The organism is Ochrobactrum teleogrylli (genome assembly GCF_006376685.1).
In the GTDB taxonomy this organism is placed as follows: Bacteria; Pseudomonadota; Alphaproteobacteria; order Rhizobiales; family Rhizobiaceae; genus Brucella; species Brucella teleogrylli.
This window is the reverse complement of the sequence record NZ_VEWL01000005.1, coordinates 27,097-43,196: the sequence shown is the minus strand read 5'-3', so window position 1 is coordinate 43,196 and position 16,100 is coordinate 27,097. Positions and strand designations below refer to the sequence as shown.

Genomic DNA, 16,100 nt, shown 5'->3' with positions numbered 1-16,100 from the left:
CAAAAGCGGCGGCTTGCGCGTTCTGGCGCAGGGCGATGATTGCTTTTGCGCTGCCGTCTTGATCCATCTCACATCGCGGAACAGGACCTGCTTCGCCGGAAGGCGGTGCCGTCTCGCCCCATGTGCTCCCGCTATTCCTCTGTCAGAAGCTGGCTGTTGAGCGCCATCCATGTGAAGGGATGCGCATAAAGCTCTGATATTATATAATGGATATAGTGGAACGAATCATTTCGCTAATATTCGAATCCGGGAGCGCACAGGCTTTTCGGAAAGAGTTTCAGCGTGAAACGCCTCGGGTTTCAATCGGCGTTCGGACAGTATAAGTAGGCCACGGTTTTTGAAAACTGGTGGCATTCCGCCTTATTGTCACTGTCCGTGTATCGTGCGGACCGCAAGTGGAATTTCAAAGCCTATACGGATATCGCTCGGTGAGCGGGCCGTTGCTGCTGGAAAGGGCAGGTGGATGGACAAGAGCCCTGATGCATTCAGGACGATCAGTGAGGTTGCGGAGGATCTTGATCTTCCCCAGCATGTGCTGCGTTTCTGGGAAACGCGCTTTACACAGATCAAGCCGATGAAGCGTGGCGGCGGTCGCCGCTATTATCGTCCAATCGATGTTGAGCTGCTCAAGGGCATTCGCCATCTGCTCTACGATCAAGGCTATACGATCAAGGGCGTGCAGCGTCTGCTGCGCGAAAACAATCCGCAGTTTATCATTGCTCTGGGCAATGGCGATGTGCAGGCCATCGAAGTCATCTCGCGCCAGAAGCAGGCTGCGGCTGACAAGCGTGCAGCGGAAGAAGCTGCCGACAATGAAATGGCCTTGCCGAGTGGCATCAAGGCGCCGCAGCCGTCACGCAAGCTGTTCGGCTTGCTGAAAGGCGAGGATGACGGCCCCATTGGCGCGGACGGTAAGCGTCCGTCGAAGGACAACCGCTCGCTCTTGCAGGAAGCGCTTTTCGATCTTCTGGAGTGCAAGCGATTGCTGGATCAGGTTCGCTAGGATCGACAAAAGGGAGGCCGTGGCCTCCCTTTTTTATATCGTCAGCTGGACGAGAGTTTCAGGCCGATGATGCCCGCGAGAATGAGCATAACGCTTGCAACGCGGAAGAAACTTGCGGTTTCCCCGAGAATGAAGATGCCGACTACGAAAGCGCCAACTGCGCCGATGCCGGTCCAGATCGCATAGGCCGTGCCGAGCGGCAGGCTGCGCATGGCGATGGAAAGCAGCAGGAAGCTGCCGATCATCGTGACCAGTGTGATGATGCTGGGTGTCAGAAGAGAGAAGCCTTCCGACTTTTTCATGAAGAATGCCCAGACGACCTCAAGAATGCCGGCGATAGCCAGATAGACCCATGCCATTTGTATGCTCCATTTTTGGAAATGGGTAAAATCAAAGACTTAAACTGTTTCGATGAATCAGTTTCTCAAAGTCCCGGTGTGGTTGGTGTCCCAAGCAAAAAAACGTGCGAACCGCCAAGGCTGGCCAATTGGCCGCCAGTGTTTCTAGACCTGACGATGTGCTTGATGCTGGTTGGTTCGATTGGCCGTAACATAGGATGCTCCTATGGGGCCGTCCCCTATGCAAACAGTGGCGCGGGTCGTCCCGCGCGCCAGATAGATAGTGTCTCGCTGGTGCTGTGGCAAGATGCATGACGAAATTGCTGCCAACATTAACTTGATTGCTTCTGTCGTGGATCGGCTGTTGTTTTCGTTTATCCTGTCATTCTTACTCACAATTATGCCAGGAGATCGATCAATGACCATCTCAAGACGTAATTTCATTGTTGCAGCATCTGCTGCCGGTGCGGGGATGGCGCTTTCGCCGTTGGCCCTTGCCCAAGCAGCAGCCGAAACGGGCAGTTCAAACGTGCAAAAACCGTCGCAAGTTGAAAATCCGGGTTTCCATCGCTTCCAGCTCGGTGAATTTGAAATCACCACATTGTCTGATGGACGCCGGGCAGGCGAGGCGCCTGAAAAAACCTATGCGATCAATCAGGACCCGAAGGAAGTCGCTGCGCTGCTTGAAACGAACATGCTGCCTGCCGACCGATTTGTGAACAGCTTTACGCCGGTGCTGATCAACACTGGCAAGGACCTCGTCCTATTCGACACGGGCATGGGTGCCGGTGCGCGCGCAAACGGGCAGGGCAAACTTGTCAGTGCGCTGGAAGCATCAGGCTATAAGGCCTCTGACGTTTCGCTCGTCGTGCTCAGCCATTTTCATGGCGACCACATTGGCGGCCTTATGGAAGACGGTAAGCCTGCCTTCGCCAATGCCCGTTATGCAGCCGGACAAAAGGAGTTCGATTTCTGGACCGACCCCGCACGACTGGATAGTCCGATGAAGGGTGGTGCCGAGCTTGTCGGCAAGAATGTGAAACCGCTGGCCGAGAAGATCACCTTTCTGGAAGACAACAGCGAAGTCGTCTCAGGCATTCATGCTTTGGCGGCTTTCGGGCACACGCCTGGCCACCTGATATTCCGCGTCGAATCCGGCGGCAAGCAGCTGATGCTGATCTCGGACACCGCCAATCATTTTGTCATCACGTTGCAGCGGCCCGACTGGCACGTGGCTTTCGATGTGGACAAGGAGGCCGCCGTCGCGACGCGCAAGCGCGTCTTCGACATGCTGGCGACCGAGCGCCTGCCTTTCATCGGATATCATATGCCTTTCCCGGCAGTGGCTTATCTGGAGAAGGACGGCGCGGGCTACCGCTATGTTCCAGAGTCGTATCAGCTCCGGGACATGTAATTCCGGTCAGCGCCCCGGCGACAAGTGAGCAAGTTCAAGGGAAGTCAGGTTTGGACATGCGCAATTCTCTGAACAGGCGTCTAATGACGCCTGTTTTGCTAAAGGAAATTGCCATGAAAAGACTCATTTTAGCCGGCACCATAGCCACATTTCTCGTCAGTAGTTCCAGCGCTTTTGCGTGCTGGATGACTAGTGATCCAGATCAATGTTATGCAGTTGACTGCGATGCCAAACCCACTTGGTTTGAGAGGGTCATGTGTCATGGCGCGATTATAACTCAATCAGGTCCACATGACTGACGAGCCACGATCAAAAAGGCCTGCGTAGGTTTTAGCGCCCACCTGCGACCTCGATGAACGAGCCGGTCGTGTAGCCGGGGGCGTCGTTGAGCAACCAATAGATTGCTTCCGCGACTTCCTCGGCTTTTCCTGCGCGTCCCATCGGGGTTCCGGCACCGAGCGTTTTGGCCCGGTCGGGATTGCCGCCGCTCGCGTGGATTTCCGTTTCGATCAAACCGGGGCGAACCGCATTGACCCGGATGCCTTTCGGCGCGAGCTCCCGCGACAGGCCGATGGTCAACGTGTCGAGCGCGCCCTTGGCACCTGCATAATCCACATATTCGAACGGTGAGCCGAGCTTTGCCGCCATCGAGGAAACGATGACGATGGAACCGCCCGGTTGAACGCGGCGCGCTGCTTCGCGTGCGCAGAGATAGGTGCCGTAGACATTGACATCGAACATGGTGCGCAGACGTTCCGCGCTCATCTCGGCGAGCGGCATCGTCTGCGCGACGATACCGGCATTCAAAACAACGCCTTGCAGCTTGCCCAATTCCTGTTCCGCGCGGTCGTAAATGGAAATAACGTCTTCTTCGTGTGAAATATCGCCTTGCAGCGCAATGGCTTTGGCGCCTGCACGTTTCAGACCGTCGGTAGTTTCCGCTGCTGCCGAGGTGTTTCCGGCGTAATTGAGGGCGATGGACCAACCGTCCGCGGCGCACCGCAATGCCGTTGCTCTGCCAATGCCACGGCTACCGCCGGTTATCAGGACGTTTTTCAAGCTCGAACTCCTCCGCATGATTTATGGTGGAGTTAAACCGGTTTGTCGCTCTCCGCAAAGCGGAGATTGTTCAGAAAAAACAATATGGGGAAGAAAATGGTCGGAGCGGCGGGATTCGAACCCACGACCCCTTGACCCCCAGTCAAGTGCGCTACCGGGCTGCGCTACGCTCCGAGCCGGGGAAAGCCTTAGAATGCAAAGGTATTTTCCGCAAGCCCTAAAAGTGGCAAAAAGGCAAAATGCGCACAATTGATATCTGGAAAACTACCAGTATCGCTTAAGTCCGCGGGGCGAACAGGATGATGCAGGTGCCTGCCAGAGCCACGCATGCGCCGGTCATATCCCAACGGTCCGGCTTTGCCCCTTCGGCAATCCATATCCATAAAATGGAGGCGACAATGTAGATGCCGCCATAGGCCGCATAGGCGCGGCCCGCCGTATCGCTCTCGATCAGTGTCAGGCAGTAGGCGAAGAGCGCCAGCGACGCCATGCCGGGAATGAGCCAGAGCGGCGATTTATCGAGTTTCAGCCACGCCCAGAAAGCAAAACAACCGGCGATTTCGCAGATTGCGGCGGCGGCATAGGTGATGAACTGCAAGTGGGCTCCTATGCTTGTGCTGGCTGGCGGACGACGGGCCGGGAATTTTGACGCCGGTATTTATATTCAAGCCCGGCGCAACCCCAGATGATCCCGAACAGCAGATAGAAATGCCGCCAATGATCGGTGTCGATAACATTGCCGATCAGCACATGCCCCAGATAGGTCGCATAAGCGCAGAGCAGATAAGGCTGCCACGGCCTGTTGCGGAACAGCAGGCGAAAGCCGATGCCAAGCGTCATGAATGTCAGCGTGACGAAGGCCACAAAGCCCACCCAGCCATAATCGAGCGCGGCTTTGAGCCAGTTGTTATGCGTGTCTTCGCCGAACATCGGACCGAACTCCAGCGGGCCGATGCCGAGTGGATGCTGGGTGGCAAGCACCATGCCATACCAGTGGCGGGCAAAGCGCCCCATACGATCGGCGTCATAGCTTTGTTCGAGTTGCGCGCGCTGCAGAAAGAAATCGCCGATGCCGGGGATTTCGATGAGGATCAGCAGCCCGATCACCACAGCGGCAACCGCCAGCAAGGACAGCACGATGAGGCGCAGGCGAAAGCGGTTATTGTTTGCTTGCAGATAGAGCGTAAGCAGAATCACCATACAGGCGAGGGGCACCATCGCCCAGGCTGCGCGCGAAAACGAGAACAACACGCCGAGCGTCAGGATGGCGGCCGCAGGCAGATAGACCAGCATGTCGCGCGCACGTCCGCTGAGGATGCGGTAGACCGTCCAACTCAACGGCAGAATAAGAAATGGACCGAACACGTTCGGGTCCTGAAACGCGCCTTTGGCACGCCCGTAGCGCGTGAAGAGATCGGCACCGGGGAATAGACTGAGATAGCCCGCAATACCGAGAAAGGCGGCGATCAGGCCGACAAACAGATAGGCCTTGAAGATCGTTTGCAGCCGCCGGTAATCCATCTCGATCATTGCGGCAAAGAAAACCGAAGTGAAGGCGAGGAACAGCGAAACGGCGATATAAAGCGGCGCGTTTTTGAGGTCGGCCATCTGCAAGGTCGACAGGACCCCGCCAAAGTTGAAGACCGCGAGGATAGCCAGCAGAACGAGGTTGGTTCGGCTCAGGCGAAGTCCGAACAGCAGCGCAATAGCAATCAGCCCCGCCATATAAACTTCATAAGGCGCAGGTTCGCTCAGCACGAAACCCAGCAGAAACACGCCCAACCCAACTGCGAAGTTGACGATCAGGCGGTTCAGCCCCCGGCGTTGATGCGCCGTCGCGCCCTCAGGGGGCGCTGAATTGCGCATCGGCGCAACTATGGACGCTGCCTGGCTCAATAAGCGTTTTCCGTGTTGAGAAGGCGAATGGGTGTCAGGAAAAGAATCTTGAGATCGAACCAGAGCGACCAGTTTTCGATGTAATAAAGGTCGTATTCAGTGCGCATCATGATCTTCTCTTCATTGTCGATCTCGCCGCGCCAGCCATTGATCTGGGCCCAGCCGGTCACGCCCGGCTTGACGCGGTGGCGTGCGAAATAGCCATCGACCACTTCATTATAGAGAAGATTGTTGGAATGCGCTGCCACGGCATGGGGGCGCGGACCGACCAGCGATAGCGATCCGGCGACGACGTTGAAGAACTGCGGCAGTTCGTCGATTGATGTCTTGCGGATGAAGCGTCCCACGCGGGTAACGCGCGGATCGTTCTTCGTCACCGCATTGCGCGCCGTCGGGTCACACTGCTCGGTATACATCGAGCGGAACTTCCAGACGTTGATGACTTCATTGTTGAAGCCATGGCGCTTCTGCTTGAAGAAAACCGGCCCCTTGCTGTCGAGCTTGATGGCGATAGCAGCGCCAATCATGATCGGCGACAGCACCACAATGCCAACGAGACTGAAGGCGATGTCGAAAATACGTTTTGCGACCGAATCCCAGTCGTTGATCGGCTTGTCGAAAATATCCAGCATCGGCACCGAGCCGACATAGGAATAAGAGCGCGGACGGAAGCGCAGGTGATTGTTGAGCGCGGACAGACGAATATCGACGGGCAGCACCCAGAGCTTCTTGAGAAGGGCGAGGACACGCGCTTCCGCGCTGATCGGCAGCGACACGATCAGCAGATCGATATGCGCTATGCGCGCAAATTCGATCAGTTCGTTGATATTGCCGAGCTTGGGATAACCGGCGACCACGGGCGGCGAGCGCTTGTCGTCGCGGTCGTCGAAAATACCGCAAATACGGATATCGTTATCGGGCTGCTGCTCAAGAGAGCGGATCAGCGCTTCGGCATTGGGGCCGCCGCCAACGATCACGGCGCGGCGTTCCATAGTGCCATTGCGTGCCCAGCGGCGGATTTTCCAGGCAATGAAAAGGCGGGATATTAGAATGACGGCGATGGTGCTGACGGCCCAGATGAGGAACCAGCCGCGCGAGAAATGCGCCGAGACCTTGAAGAGAAAGCCAACCAGTGCAAGCGTGCCGAGCGTTGCCGCCCAACTGATGATCAGCCGCCGCAAATGGTGGGTGGGACTTCTGAGGATGTTGACCTGATAGCCGTCATTGATTTCCATCAGAGCGACATAAAGCACGCCGCCAGCGATGACGATCAGCGGGTAATAGAGCAGATAATCGCTTTGAAGCCCGACATAATAGCCAAGGCTTAATATGCCCATCAGGAAGATGAGGCCGAACTCAACCAGACGCACGACGCCGCTGAGCATGAGCGGCGAAAACGTGTCCCGCTGATATTGCGCGGCTATGCTGCGCGCCAGAGGGCTGAGTTCCACCGGTTCTTGCGGCTTCGAATCCTGCTTGGCGCTGGCTTCAATCGCCTTGCGTCCGAATGGAGAAAAAGCATCATTGTCCCGCACGATAATGTCTCGCTTATCAGTTTACAGGAGGATGTGTACCGTCAGATTCCTAAGAAATCTCTGAAACACGCAGGTATCGGACCTGCTGAATACTCAAGAATGTGTTTCACGGTAAATCAATTCTATAGAATGAGCCATGGACTGCACGCTGAAACGTTCACGAAGTCGTGAATTTTCGGGCATTTGCACATCGAAATCGCCGTTGTCGGCTCTGAGTTCAAGGATTTTGGCGACCAGCGCTTCCACGGTCGGCTCGAACAGGGCGGGAGATGCGGGGCCGAATATCTCTGGAATACCGCCGACGCGGCTGGCGATGACGGTTTTTCCGGCAGCGAGCGCTTCCAGCACGATATAGGGAAAAGCCTCCGCACGGGAAGGAACCACCATCAGGCGACCAAGGGCAAATGCATCGCGCGCCGCCATGCCGGGCAGAAACCGAATTTGTGCGCCAAGGGCAAGTTCGCTTGCAAGCGCCGTAAAGGTCGGCTTTTCAGCGCCATCGCCGACCATGGTGGCGCTGAGCGGCAGGTCGTGCTGATCACGCAGCTCTGCGATGGCGCGGATCAGGATATCCGGGCCTTTCAGATCGCGCATCGTGCCGACGAACAGAAGGTCGCTGGCATCGGGCGCGTCGGGAACGGGAATGAATTCGTCATCGGCCAGGCCGTTATAGACCACCGCATGGAGGCCATAAGGCCGTCCGACCTTTTCCTCATAGGTTCGTTTCTCGAAGTTGGAAACGAACATGACCGCATCGGTCATCGGGGCGAGAAGTCGCTCGACCAGAAAGACAGCGCCGCCGCGGCGTGTCTTCTGGTCGAAATGCAGGCTTCCGCCATGCGGTGAATAGATACGGGCTACGCGAGACCTAAAAACCCGTAGAACAGAGCCGAACAACCGGGCATAGACGCCGCCTTTGGCGCCATGCCCATGCAAAATGTCCGGCCGCAATTTCTTGACAACGCGGTATGCTTTGAACGCTGCCGCTGCATCGCCGATACCAATATGGCGTTGCATGGCAATTCGATGCAGGCCCAGCGCAAGCTTGGGCCGCAATTCTTCTAGAAGCGCGTCCTCTCTAGGACCGCCTGTTGTTGCGTCGCAGACGATCCCGACAAGGTGACCTTTTTCCGCCTGTACGCCGACCAGATCGCGGACATGGCGGAATAATCCGCCAGTGGGCTCGCGAAAGCAGTGGACGATACGCAGAGGGGAAACGGTGTTGTCATCAGCCATCAATCGCCATCAGAACAGACGTTCGCGGACATAAATCGTATCACCGGGCAGGATCGGATCGGAGATCAGAACCCGGCCTGTCAGCACCTTGCCATTGAACTGGCGGGTGATATCGGCATTCTCCTGATTGGCACGCGGGCTGAAACCGCCTGCGGCTGCAATGGCTTTTTGCACCGTCATGCCCGGCACATAGGAATATTGCCCGGCTGCACCCACTTCGCCCATGACGAAGATCGGGCGATAGCGGTCGATTTCCACGCTGACATCCGGGTCGCGCAGATAACCGCCGCGCAGTTTCGATGCGATCAGGCCTTCAAGCTGCTTTGCGGTCTTGCCGCGCGCTGGAATGCTGCCGACAAGCGGGAAAGCCACGTAGCCTGCCTGATCCACGCTATAGGTGTTGGTCAGGCTTGCCTGTTCGAAAACGGTGATGCGCACGCGGTCGCCCGCATCCAGCATATAGGGCTGGTTCAGCGCTTCGTGAAAAGCCGGCGGTGCAGGGCGGTAGCTCGTGCAGGCGGATGACAGCGTCATCGCCGCAAGACCGAGCGCCGTGAGCAAAGCACGGCCTGTGCGCTTGTTGTGAATTGTCTTCGCCATCATGTCTCGCCTCGGTATCCCCGAAAAGCATCACCCGCATTTATGGAAACTGACCGGTGCCGAAGCGCGATCAGATGAATTCCTGTCACTGCGTTATCGATTGATTAGGGTTAATGGCTGGTAAAGATGTGCGGCGATGGTCAAAAAACTTTCCAGAAGAGGGCGACAGAGTAACGAGAGCATTTAAGCACTTTGAAATATATAGAAAACGATCCTGCGTGGTTTTGTCAGCGATGCCCCATGAAGAACGCAGAAAGTCGAGTGCTTAACTCTATGGTTACCTTAAGCGTTTACTTTTCCGGCCGGAAATGGGTATGCGGCCTGGATGGAATGACGATTGTCAATGATCGGCGGGCGCCCGCGGAGTAACGAAATGGCGGAAGTCGATTCGTCGTTGAAAGACGCAGACATCGATATAGGCGCGCTTTTTGGAAGCTTGCGCCGTAACTGGCTTTTGATTGTTGGTGGCGCTCTTCTCATGGCGGCGCTGGCGTGGATCATTTGTCTGCTTTTGACGCCGGATTACCGCGCGGAAACCCGCATCATTATCGAAACTCGCGAGTCCGTGTTCACGCGGCCCAATGGAGATAATCCTGCTGAGCGCCCGGTGCTGGACCCGGAAGGCGTGAAGAGCCAGATAGAGATTCTGACGTCCAACGATCTCATGAGACGTGTTTCCGACAAGTTGGATTTGCCGAAGAATGAGGCTTTTACTTCAATTGAAGTAAGGCCTTACACCCGGATTCTTATTCTTCTCGGCATGATAGCCGATCCGGAGAAACTCTCTCCCGATGAGCGGGTTCTGCAGCGACTGCGTAAGCACCTGCAAGTATATAATATCACGGGCTCGCGCGTTATCGCAGTGCAGTACACCTCTGCTAATCCTCAGTTGGCTGCACAAATCGCCAATACAGTCGCGGAAGAATATATCGCGCTACAGAGCGCGGCGAAGCTGCAATCGAATGACGATGCGACTAACTGGCTTGCGCCGGAAATCGAAGACTTGCGCACACGTGTACGCGATGCCGAGAAAAAAGTCGCCGATTACCGCGCCTCGCGTGGATTATTGACCGGGCAGACCAACAATACGATTGCATCGCAGCAGCTTTCCGAAGTTTCGACGGACTTGACGCGTGTGCGCTCTGATCGCGCCACGGCGGAAGCGAGGGCGGCAAGTGTTCGCAAGGCGCTTTCTGCAGGCACACCGGTCGATACGCTGCCCGAAGTTGTTGCTTCCGGCATGATGCAGCGGCTCGCCGAGCGCCGCATCGAACTTAACGCCCAGATTGCCGATTTGTCGACGACGCTTCTTGATGGCCATCCGCGCATCAAGGCGCTGCGCTCGCAATTGGCCGACCTTGATCGCCAGACCAAGGCGGAAGGGCGCAAGCTGCTTGCCAGTCTTGAAAACGATGTCACGACGGCAAAGCTGCGTGAAGACGAGCTGACCCGCGAACTCAACCGCGTGCAGTCGCAAGCCGCGCAGGCAGGCGATCAGGAAGTCGAGTTGCGCGCACTCGAACGCGAGGCGGCAGCGCAGCGCGAGCTTCTGGAAACCTATTTGACCCGTTATCGTGAGGCAGCTTCCCGTATTGATCGCAATTATGTGCCTGTCGATGCACGCATTCTGTCGGGCGACGCACCAGCGCTTCCCTATTTCCCAATGGTTTTGCCGACTGTTGCTGCAACCTTTGTGGCGGGGCTGCTGTTACTCTCGATCTTCGTGTTGCTGCGTGAACTGTTCAGCGGGCGGGCCTTCGTGACCGCCGATGGCCGACGCGTCGAGGCTGTCGAGGAAATCGAAATGCCGGTGATTACCGCTGCCGCCCAAGCGGCTGCCGTTCCGCCGACCCTTTCCGAGCAGGAAGTGCCGCTTGCTGCTCCGCGCCGGTCCTGGACAGTGCCTTTTATCACGAGATCGTCTGGCTCTGACGCACGGACGACACCTGCGCCATCGGCGAAGGAGACGACCATGTCTGCACCGAAGAACCCGAATGGCGTGGAAGCCATCGCCAACCGCCTGCTGGATGGTCGCGACAAGCGCATTGTTGTGGTTTCGCCCGAAGGCGACGAAGCGTCGGCAACGACTGTGCGGCTGTTGCGCGATCTGGCCGACCGTGGCAAGCGTGCGCTTCTGGTGGATATGACAGCTCAGGGCACGGTGGGGAGCGCAATGCTCGACGGGCATAAACTGCCCGGCATCACCGAGCTTCTAACTGGCGAGAAACGCTTCAATGAAGTCATTCATAGCGACCGCTTTTCGCAGGCGCATGTCGTGCCGCTCGGTGCAGCAGACCCGGTTGAAGCCATGCGCGCCGTTGATCGTCTGCCGCTCATTCTCGATGCGCTCGAAACCGTTTATGACTTCGTGATCGTGGAATGCGGCCCATCTTCCTCTGCACAGATTCGCCGTGTTGCTGATAATGACGCGACGGTTGTGATGAGCATTGTCGATCCCGAGAACAATGATGTAGCGCTTGCCGCACTCGATCTTGATCAGGGTGGCTATGAAGATGTCGTCATTCTGATGGACGACAAGACCCCGCAGCCACGCGCATAATTCGATTCAAAAACAGCGTCTTAAAGCGGAAAGCTGAATCAAAATCGCTATTTACCTCCGGGCAAGCCTTGCTCGGATGCGCTTGGCGAGTCGCCAGAGCCGGGGATTGCGTTTGATTGTGCTGGCGACAGCGCTGCGTGCGGCTTGCAGCGCCACAAAAAGCCTGCCTTTGGCCGAGAGCGGCAGAACGGTGTCGAAGATTTCAAGCTCGATATCGCACCAGTCGCGCTTGTAGGGTTCATCGCCTACACCAAAACTGTAGACCGCATAACCGGCATTGCAACAGCGCTTTATGTCTTCGAAGAACAGAAATTCGCCGGGGCTGGCATGGACCATATCGTCATCGGCGATGGCGGCAAATTCGGCTGTCGGTCCAGTGGCGGTGAGGTTTTTGCCGACGATCGAGCGGATAATGCCGGCCACTTCCAAAAACCGCAATTCGCAGATCGGCGATGGTGCCGTGAGAGCCTGCCCGTAGAGTGCCTTGAAAAAAGCCTGTACGGCTTTGTCGGCAAACGGGTCGCTTATGCCCATCTGCCGGAAACGTCCGGCTTTCATGGCGAAGTAAAGGTCGAGAACGCGGTCGGATTCGTCCTGTGTCTGCGGCTGTTCAATGCGCCAGCCGCCGGCTTCCTGATAGCGGCGCTCATGCTGGCGGTGCTTCTTCAATCTGCGGCGACGGTTGGTGCGATTAAGCACCGCGTCAAAACCACCATCAAGCGAGACCATCAGGACCGGATTCGGGTTTCGTTTCTGCCCAAGGGTAAAAAGCGGATTGTCGATATCATCAACGGCGTCAAGCTGGCGCGTCAGCGCCAAAGCGTCGATATCCGGTCGCGCCTTGCATATGGCGGCAATGAGCCGGTCCAGAGCTTTGCGGTTGACTGCGGATGACCGTGCTGCGGCCAACCATGGGAAATTACCGTTGGCATGGTTGCCGCCGGGATAGCGCGCGATTTTCATGCCATTCTGGCGGATAACTTCCAGAGGCAGGAGAAAGACGGGGCGATCAGCATCGAAAATTCCCGCGACGAAACAGTCGCTGTTGACGCAACGTTGCCAGCAATCAATCCAGGCGAAGGATTGCGGTGCGCCGTGCAGGGCAGGCCCTATCGCCCAGAGACGCTCGATTTCGGAAAAATCGCTGATAATGCGTTCCGTAAGCGTGGCCGATCCCGCTATGTTGCCCCGCTCAGTCATGCTGTATTGCGCCCCTTGAATATGCTCAGAGCTGCTTTTTACGCGGTGGCTGCGCCATCCACCAGATGATCGCCATGGCTGGCAGGACCCAGAGCAGGCCTGAAACAATGAAATAGAGGAGATGCACCCATGCCGGAGAATTGCCGAGATGCGCGACGGCGATGATCGTGGCCAGAACCGCATAGACGATCACCAGCGTTACCAGCAGAAATGTGCCGATCAGTTTCTTCAGCCTAACGGGCATGATTGCGTCTCTCCTTTTCCCCGCACCATCACTAACCGCTGTGCCTGATCTGCGAAAGGGCAAAAAACGCGGCGGCATGTCGCGTGGACTTGCCTTGTAACTGACGGGTCGATGCGGCATGTATCGCTCCAGATGGTTTGAAGGAAGAACGGCATGACGGCAGCATCGATGGCGCAGCGCGGAGAGCGGAGTTCGAGAACGTCGAAGGACGAACGCGACCGGCGCCTTGTGCGCTATTGGCTTTATGCGGTTTTTGTCGTGCTAATCGCCATCGTGATGGTGGGCGGGGCCACCCGCATGACCGGCTCTGGCCTTTCCATCACCGAATGGAAGCCTATCCATGGCGTCATTCCCCCGCTCGACCATGCTGAATGGGTGGAAGAGTTCGATAAATATCGCCAGATCCCGCAATATCAACAGATCAACAAGGGCATGTCCCTTGAAGAGTTTCAGTATATTTTCTGGTGGGAGTGGGCGCATCGCCTGCTGGCGCGCTTCGTCGGCTTTCTGGTTGCGGTGCCGCTTGCTTTCTTCTGGGCGACGGGGCGTCTGAAGGGCGGGCTGAAATACCGCATGCTGGGGCTTCTGGCGCTGGGCGGCTTTCAGGGCGCCATTGGTTGGTGGATGGTGGCATCGGGCCTCAGCGAATTGACCAGCGTCAGCCAGTACCGGCTTGCAATCCATCTCACCACGGCCTGCGTGATCATTACGGCGGTCTTCTACATTGCCAGAGGACTTGTGACCTATACCGAGCGTCCGGCGGAGCGGTCGGTGCAGCGCTTCGCCGGGTGGCTGGTCTTTGCCGTTCTGGTGCAGATCTATCTTGGCGGTCTGGTTGCCGGGCTTCATGCCGGTCTCACCTACAACACCTGGCCTTTGATGGACGGCGCGATCATTCCGTCCGACCTCTTCATCCAGTCGCCATGGTGGCGGAATCTGTTCGAAAATCCGAAAACCGTACAGTTCGTGCATCGCATGTTCGCCTATACGGTGCTGGTTCTCACTGTTCTCCATGCCGTTCAGGTGTGGAAAGACGTGCCGGGCACGACCCATGCGCGCCGCACGATTGTTCTGCTCGGCCTGGTGCTGGTGCAGGCGGTCATCGGCATCGGAACGTTGCTGATGAGTGTGCCGCTGCATATGGGCCTGACACACCAGTTCGTCGCATTGATCGTACTGGCTTTCGCAGTCGCGCACTGGCGCGGCACCAAGGGCGCTTACGCAGGATAAGCCGTCTGGCGCAAATATCTCAGCGCGGTGGCAATCTTCAGCTCCCGCGCTTCGTCGGCACCATTGCAATCCTCGCGATGCCACGCGGCTGAAAGACAGCCATAGGCAAAGGCATAATCAAGAATATAGGACGGCGAGCGACCAATGATTGGCGCGAAATGCTCGGCCATGCGCTTTGCGCGATCAAGGTCGAGGCAGAGATCGTCACGATTCAGCGGATTGTAAAAGATATTGGCGGCATCGAAGGCCGCATCGCCAATCAGCCCGTGCGGATCGATGGCAAGCCAGCCGCGCTGTCCCCGCAGGATGTTTTCGTGGTGAATGTCGCCATGCAGCGGAATGGGCTTGTGCGGCGTCGCCAGCAGTTGCCTTGCAAGCGCTGTAGCCTCCGCATAAAGCGGCGTCTGGTCTGCGACTGCGAAAAGGCCGGAGAAATGCCTGTCGAGCGGTTGCAGGTCTGACGGCACCGGCGCAGGCGAGGGTGTGTGCAATGCGTCCAGAACCTGCCCGAAGACCACCAGACAATCTGCGTCAAGCCCGCTTTTGAGGTGTTCATCGAGATGATAGCTGCCCACATATTCGAGCAGCATCGACGTATCTTCAAGATCGTACAGGCGCGCCGCGCCATGTCCATCCTGCCAGCGCAGATAATGCGCACCGCGCATTTCCTCCATTCCGGCGGGTTTCAGCTGCTTGATAACAAAAACCTCGCCCGGATGATCGATGCGTTCGACCTTCCAGACGAGGCTTGAATGCGTATCCGCCAGTGGTTCGAATGAACCGACATTCCATTTTCCGGGGAATACCGGTTCAGTCGTCATCAGGCTTTGCCAAGCATGAGGTTCATGTTCTGGACAGCGGCACCCGAAGCACCTTTGCCGAGATTGTCGAGTAGGGCGACCAGATTGACCTGATCGTCGCCTTCGGTGCCGAAGACAAAGAGCTTCATGCCGTCCTTGCCGGCAAGTTCTTCCGCATCGACGCGCGGAAGCTTGCCGCTTTCCTCCAGTGGCACGACTTCGACAATGTCCTGACCGGCATAATGCTCGCTCAGGGCTGCGTGAATCTTTGTCAGCGACGGCCTGCCTTCAAGCTCGTTCAGGAACAGCGGAACCTGCACGATCATGCCCTGCGGGAAACGTCCGACGCTCGGGCTGAAGATCGGGCGACGGTCGAGGCGTCCATGCAGCTGCAATTCCGGCACATGCTTGTGATGCAACGGCAGGCCATAAAGGAAGTTGTTAGCGGCCAGATAGTCCGGATTGTTCTTGTCTTCTATCTGCGCAATCAGCTGCTTGCCGCCGCCGGTATAGCCGGAGACGGCATTGACGCTGACCGGATAGTCAGACGGCAACAGCCCTGCATCGCGCAGCGGGCGAACAAGCCCAATTGCGCCGGTTGGATAGCAGCCCGGATTGGCGACGAGCCGCGCTTCCGCAATGCGTTCGCGCTGGCCTTTGGCCAGTTCGGCAAAACCATAGGCCCATTCGGGATGCACGCGATGGGCGGTCGAAGTATCGATGATGCGAGTCGAATTGTGATCCCGCAGCAGGGAGACGGCCTCTTTCGAAGCGTCGTCGGGCAGGCACAGAATGGCAATGTCGGCAGAGCGCAGATAGTCGGCGCGCAAATCCTTGTTGCGCCGCTCGGCTTCCGGGATTGAAATCACTTCAAGATCGTCGCGCTCGGCCAGACGGCTGCGGATTTGCAGGCCGGTGGTGCCGTGTTCGCCATCGATGAAGATTTTCGGTTTCATGCTTTTGCCTTTTGATTTCATAAAGTTAC

The 16,100-nt window shown here is 57.1% G+C and carries 15 protein-coding genes and 1 tRNA gene; 4 read left to right on the top strand and 12 right to left on the bottom strand.

The annotated features are described in order from the left end of the window. The first annotated feature begins 463 nt into the window (after positions 1-463). Complete coding sequence (locus FIC94_RS10090; protein ID WP_109368739.1) at positions 464-1,003, top strand: MerR family transcriptional regulator; 540 nt, start codon at positions 464-466, stop codon at positions 1,001-1,003. 41 nt (positions 1,004-1,044) lie between these two features. On the opposite strand, the gene sugE is transcribed toward FIC94_RS10090, so the two are convergent. Next, complete coding sequence (gene sugE / locus FIC94_RS10085; RefSeq protein ID WP_109368740.1) at positions 1,045-1,362, bottom strand: quaternary ammonium compound efflux SMR transporter SugE; 318 nt, start codon at positions 1,360-1,362, stop codon at positions 1,045-1,047. 397 nt (positions 1,363-1,759) lie between these two features. Here sugE and FIC94_RS10080 point away from each other — a divergent pair, with 397 nt between their 5' ends. Next, positions 1,760-2,755: an MBL fold metallo-hydrolase gene (locus tag FIC94_RS10080; RefSeq protein WP_140024794.1), complete on the top strand. Its 996-nt coding sequence runs from the start codon at positions 1,760-1,762 to the stop codon at positions 2,753-2,755. A gap of 330 nt (positions 2,756-3,085) precedes the next feature. Here the strand turns inward: FIC94_RS10080 and FIC94_RS10075 are convergent, their stop codons facing one another. The 7 genes from FIC94_RS10075 to FIC94_RS10045 all read right to left on the bottom strand — a co-directional run bounded on the left by FIC94_RS10075 (position 3,086) and on the right by FIC94_RS10045 (position 9,081). After that, entirely contained in the window at positions 3,086-3,814 is a 729-nt protein-coding gene (locus tag FIC94_RS10075; RefSeq protein ID WP_140024793.1) for an SDR family oxidoreductase, read from the bottom strand. A 97-nt stretch (positions 3,815-3,911) separates the two neighbouring features. After that, positions 3,912-3,988 (bottom strand) — tRNA-Pro (locus tag FIC94_RS10070). A 103-nt stretch (positions 3,989-4,091) separates the two neighbouring features. Then, positions 4,092-4,412 (bottom strand): YnfA family protein, encoded by a 321-nt coding sequence (locus tag FIC94_RS10065; protein ID WP_140024792.1) that lies wholly within the window; start codon positions 4,410-4,412, stop codon positions 4,092-4,094. Between the two features lie 8 nt (positions 4,413-4,420). Continuing rightward, entirely contained in the window at positions 4,421-5,680 is a 1,260-nt protein-coding gene (locus FIC94_RS10060; RefSeq protein WP_140024914.1) for an O-antigen ligase family protein, read from the bottom strand. A 26-nt stretch (positions 5,681-5,706) separates the two neighbouring features. Further along, the gene (locus FIC94_RS10055; RefSeq protein ID WP_140024791.1) at positions 5,707-7,245 is read right to left on the bottom strand and encodes an undecaprenyl-phosphate glucose phosphotransferase; all 1,539 of its coding nucleotides are present in this window, start codon (positions 7,243-7,245) and stop codon (positions 5,707-5,709) included. A 93-nt stretch (positions 7,246-7,338) separates the two neighbouring features. Next, complete coding sequence (locus FIC94_RS10050; RefSeq protein WP_140024790.1) at positions 7,339-8,481, bottom strand: glycosyltransferase; 1,143 nt, start codon at positions 8,479-8,481, stop codon at positions 7,339-7,341. A 9-nt stretch (positions 8,482-8,490) separates the two neighbouring features. Next, positions 8,491-9,081 (bottom strand): polysaccharide biosynthesis/export family protein, encoded by a 591-nt coding sequence (locus FIC94_RS10045; protein WP_371830778.1) that lies wholly within the window; start codon positions 9,079-9,081, stop codon positions 8,491-8,493. 373 nt (positions 9,082-9,454) lie between these two features. Here FIC94_RS10045 and FIC94_RS10040 point away from each other — a divergent pair, with 373 nt between their 5' ends. Further along, positions 9,455-11,641 carry a GumC family protein gene (locus FIC94_RS10040; protein WP_140024789.1) on the top strand — a complete coding sequence of 729 codons (2,187 nt, stop codon included), beginning with the start codon at positions 9,455-9,457 and terminating at the stop codon, positions 11,639-11,641. A 51-nt stretch (positions 11,642-11,692) separates the two neighbouring features. On the opposite strand, the gene FIC94_RS10035 is transcribed toward FIC94_RS10040, so the two are convergent. Both FIC94_RS10035 and FIC94_RS10030 read right to left on the bottom strand, forming a co-directional pair. After that, positions 11,693-12,841: a GNAT family N-acetyltransferase gene (locus tag FIC94_RS10035; protein ID WP_140024788.1), complete on the bottom strand. Its 1,149-nt coding sequence runs from the start codon at positions 12,839-12,841 to the stop codon at positions 11,693-11,695. Positions 12,842-12,866: 25 nt separating this feature from the next. Then, positions 12,867-13,085, bottom strand: coding sequence for a DUF2842 domain-containing protein (locus FIC94_RS10030; RefSeq protein ID WP_109368747.1), 219 nt, complete (start codon positions 13,083-13,085; stop codon positions 12,867-12,869). 153 nt (positions 13,086-13,238) lie between these two features. Here FIC94_RS10030 and FIC94_RS10025 point away from each other — a divergent pair, with 153 nt between their 5' ends. After that, the gene (locus tag FIC94_RS10025; protein ID WP_140024787.1) at positions 13,239-14,315 is read left to right on the top strand and encodes a COX15/CtaA family protein; all 1,077 of its coding nucleotides are present in this window, start codon (positions 13,239-13,241) and stop codon (positions 14,313-14,315) included. Here FIC94_RS10025 and FIC94_RS10020 read toward each other — a convergent pair. Both FIC94_RS10020 and argC read right to left on the bottom strand, forming a co-directional pair. Then, positions 14,303-15,136: an aminoglycoside phosphotransferase family protein gene (locus tag FIC94_RS10020; RefSeq protein ID WP_140024786.1), complete on the bottom strand. Its 834-nt coding sequence runs from the start codon at positions 15,134-15,136 to the stop codon at positions 14,303-14,305. The genes FIC94_RS10025 and FIC94_RS10020 overlap by 13 nt on opposite strands. Beyond that, positions 15,136-16,071 (bottom strand): N-acetyl-gamma-glutamyl-phosphate reductase, encoded by a 936-nt coding sequence (gene argC / locus FIC94_RS10015; protein WP_140024785.1) that lies wholly within the window; start codon positions 16,069-16,071, stop codon positions 15,136-15,138. The genes FIC94_RS10020 and argC overlap by 1 nt, the downstream gene beginning before the upstream one ends. Positions 16,072-16,100: the final 29 nt, after the last annotated feature.

What these genes read in the sequence shown, in the direction of transcription:
- FIC94_RS10060 (WP_140024914.1), bottom strand. Translation starts at nt 5,680, where the DNA reads ATGCGCAATTCAGCGCCCCCTGAGGGCGCGACGGCGCATCAACGCCGG.
- FIC94_RS10030 (WP_109368747.1), bottom strand. Translation starts at nt 13,085, where the DNA reads ATGCCCGTTAGGCTGAAGAAACTGATCGGCACATTTCTGCTGGTAACG.
- FIC94_RS10040 (WP_140024789.1), top strand. Translation starts at nt 9,455, where the DNA reads ATGGCGGAAGTCGATTCGTCGTTGAAAGACGCAGACATCGATATAGGC.
- FIC94_RS10045 (WP_371830778.1), bottom strand. Translation starts at nt 9,081, where the DNA reads ATGGCGAAGACAATTCACAACAAGCGCACAGGCCGTGCTTTGCTCACG.
- sugE (WP_109368740.1), bottom strand. Translation starts at nt 1,362, where the DNA reads ATGGCATGGGTCTATCTGGCTATCGCCGGCATTCTTGAGGTCGTCTGG.
- argC (WP_140024785.1), bottom strand. Translation starts at nt 16,071, where the DNA reads ATGAAACCGAAAATCTTCATCGATGGCGAACACGGCACCACCGGCCTG.
- FIC94_RS10050 (WP_140024790.1), bottom strand. Translation starts at nt 8,481, where the DNA reads ATGGCTGATGACAACACCGTTTCCCCTCTGCGTATCGTCCACTGCTTT.
- FIC94_RS10080 (WP_140024794.1), top strand. Translation starts at nt 1,760, where the DNA reads ATGACCATCTCAAGACGTAATTTCATTGTTGCAGCATCTGCTGCCGGT.
- FIC94_RS10035 (WP_140024788.1), bottom strand. Translation starts at nt 12,841, where the DNA reads ATGACTGAGCGGGGCAACATAGCGGGATCGGCCACGCTTACGGAACGC.
- FIC94_RS10025 (WP_140024787.1), top strand. Translation starts at nt 13,239, where the DNA reads ATGACGGCAGCATCGATGGCGCAGCGCGGAGAGCGGAGTTCGAGAACG.
- FIC94_RS10090 (WP_109368739.1), top strand. Translation starts at nt 464, where the DNA reads ATGGACAAGAGCCCTGATGCATTCAGGACGATCAGTGAGGTTGCGGAG.
- FIC94_RS10020 (WP_140024786.1), bottom strand. Translation starts at nt 15,136, where the DNA reads ATGACGACTGAACCGGTATTCCCCGGAAAATGGAATGTCGGTTCATTC.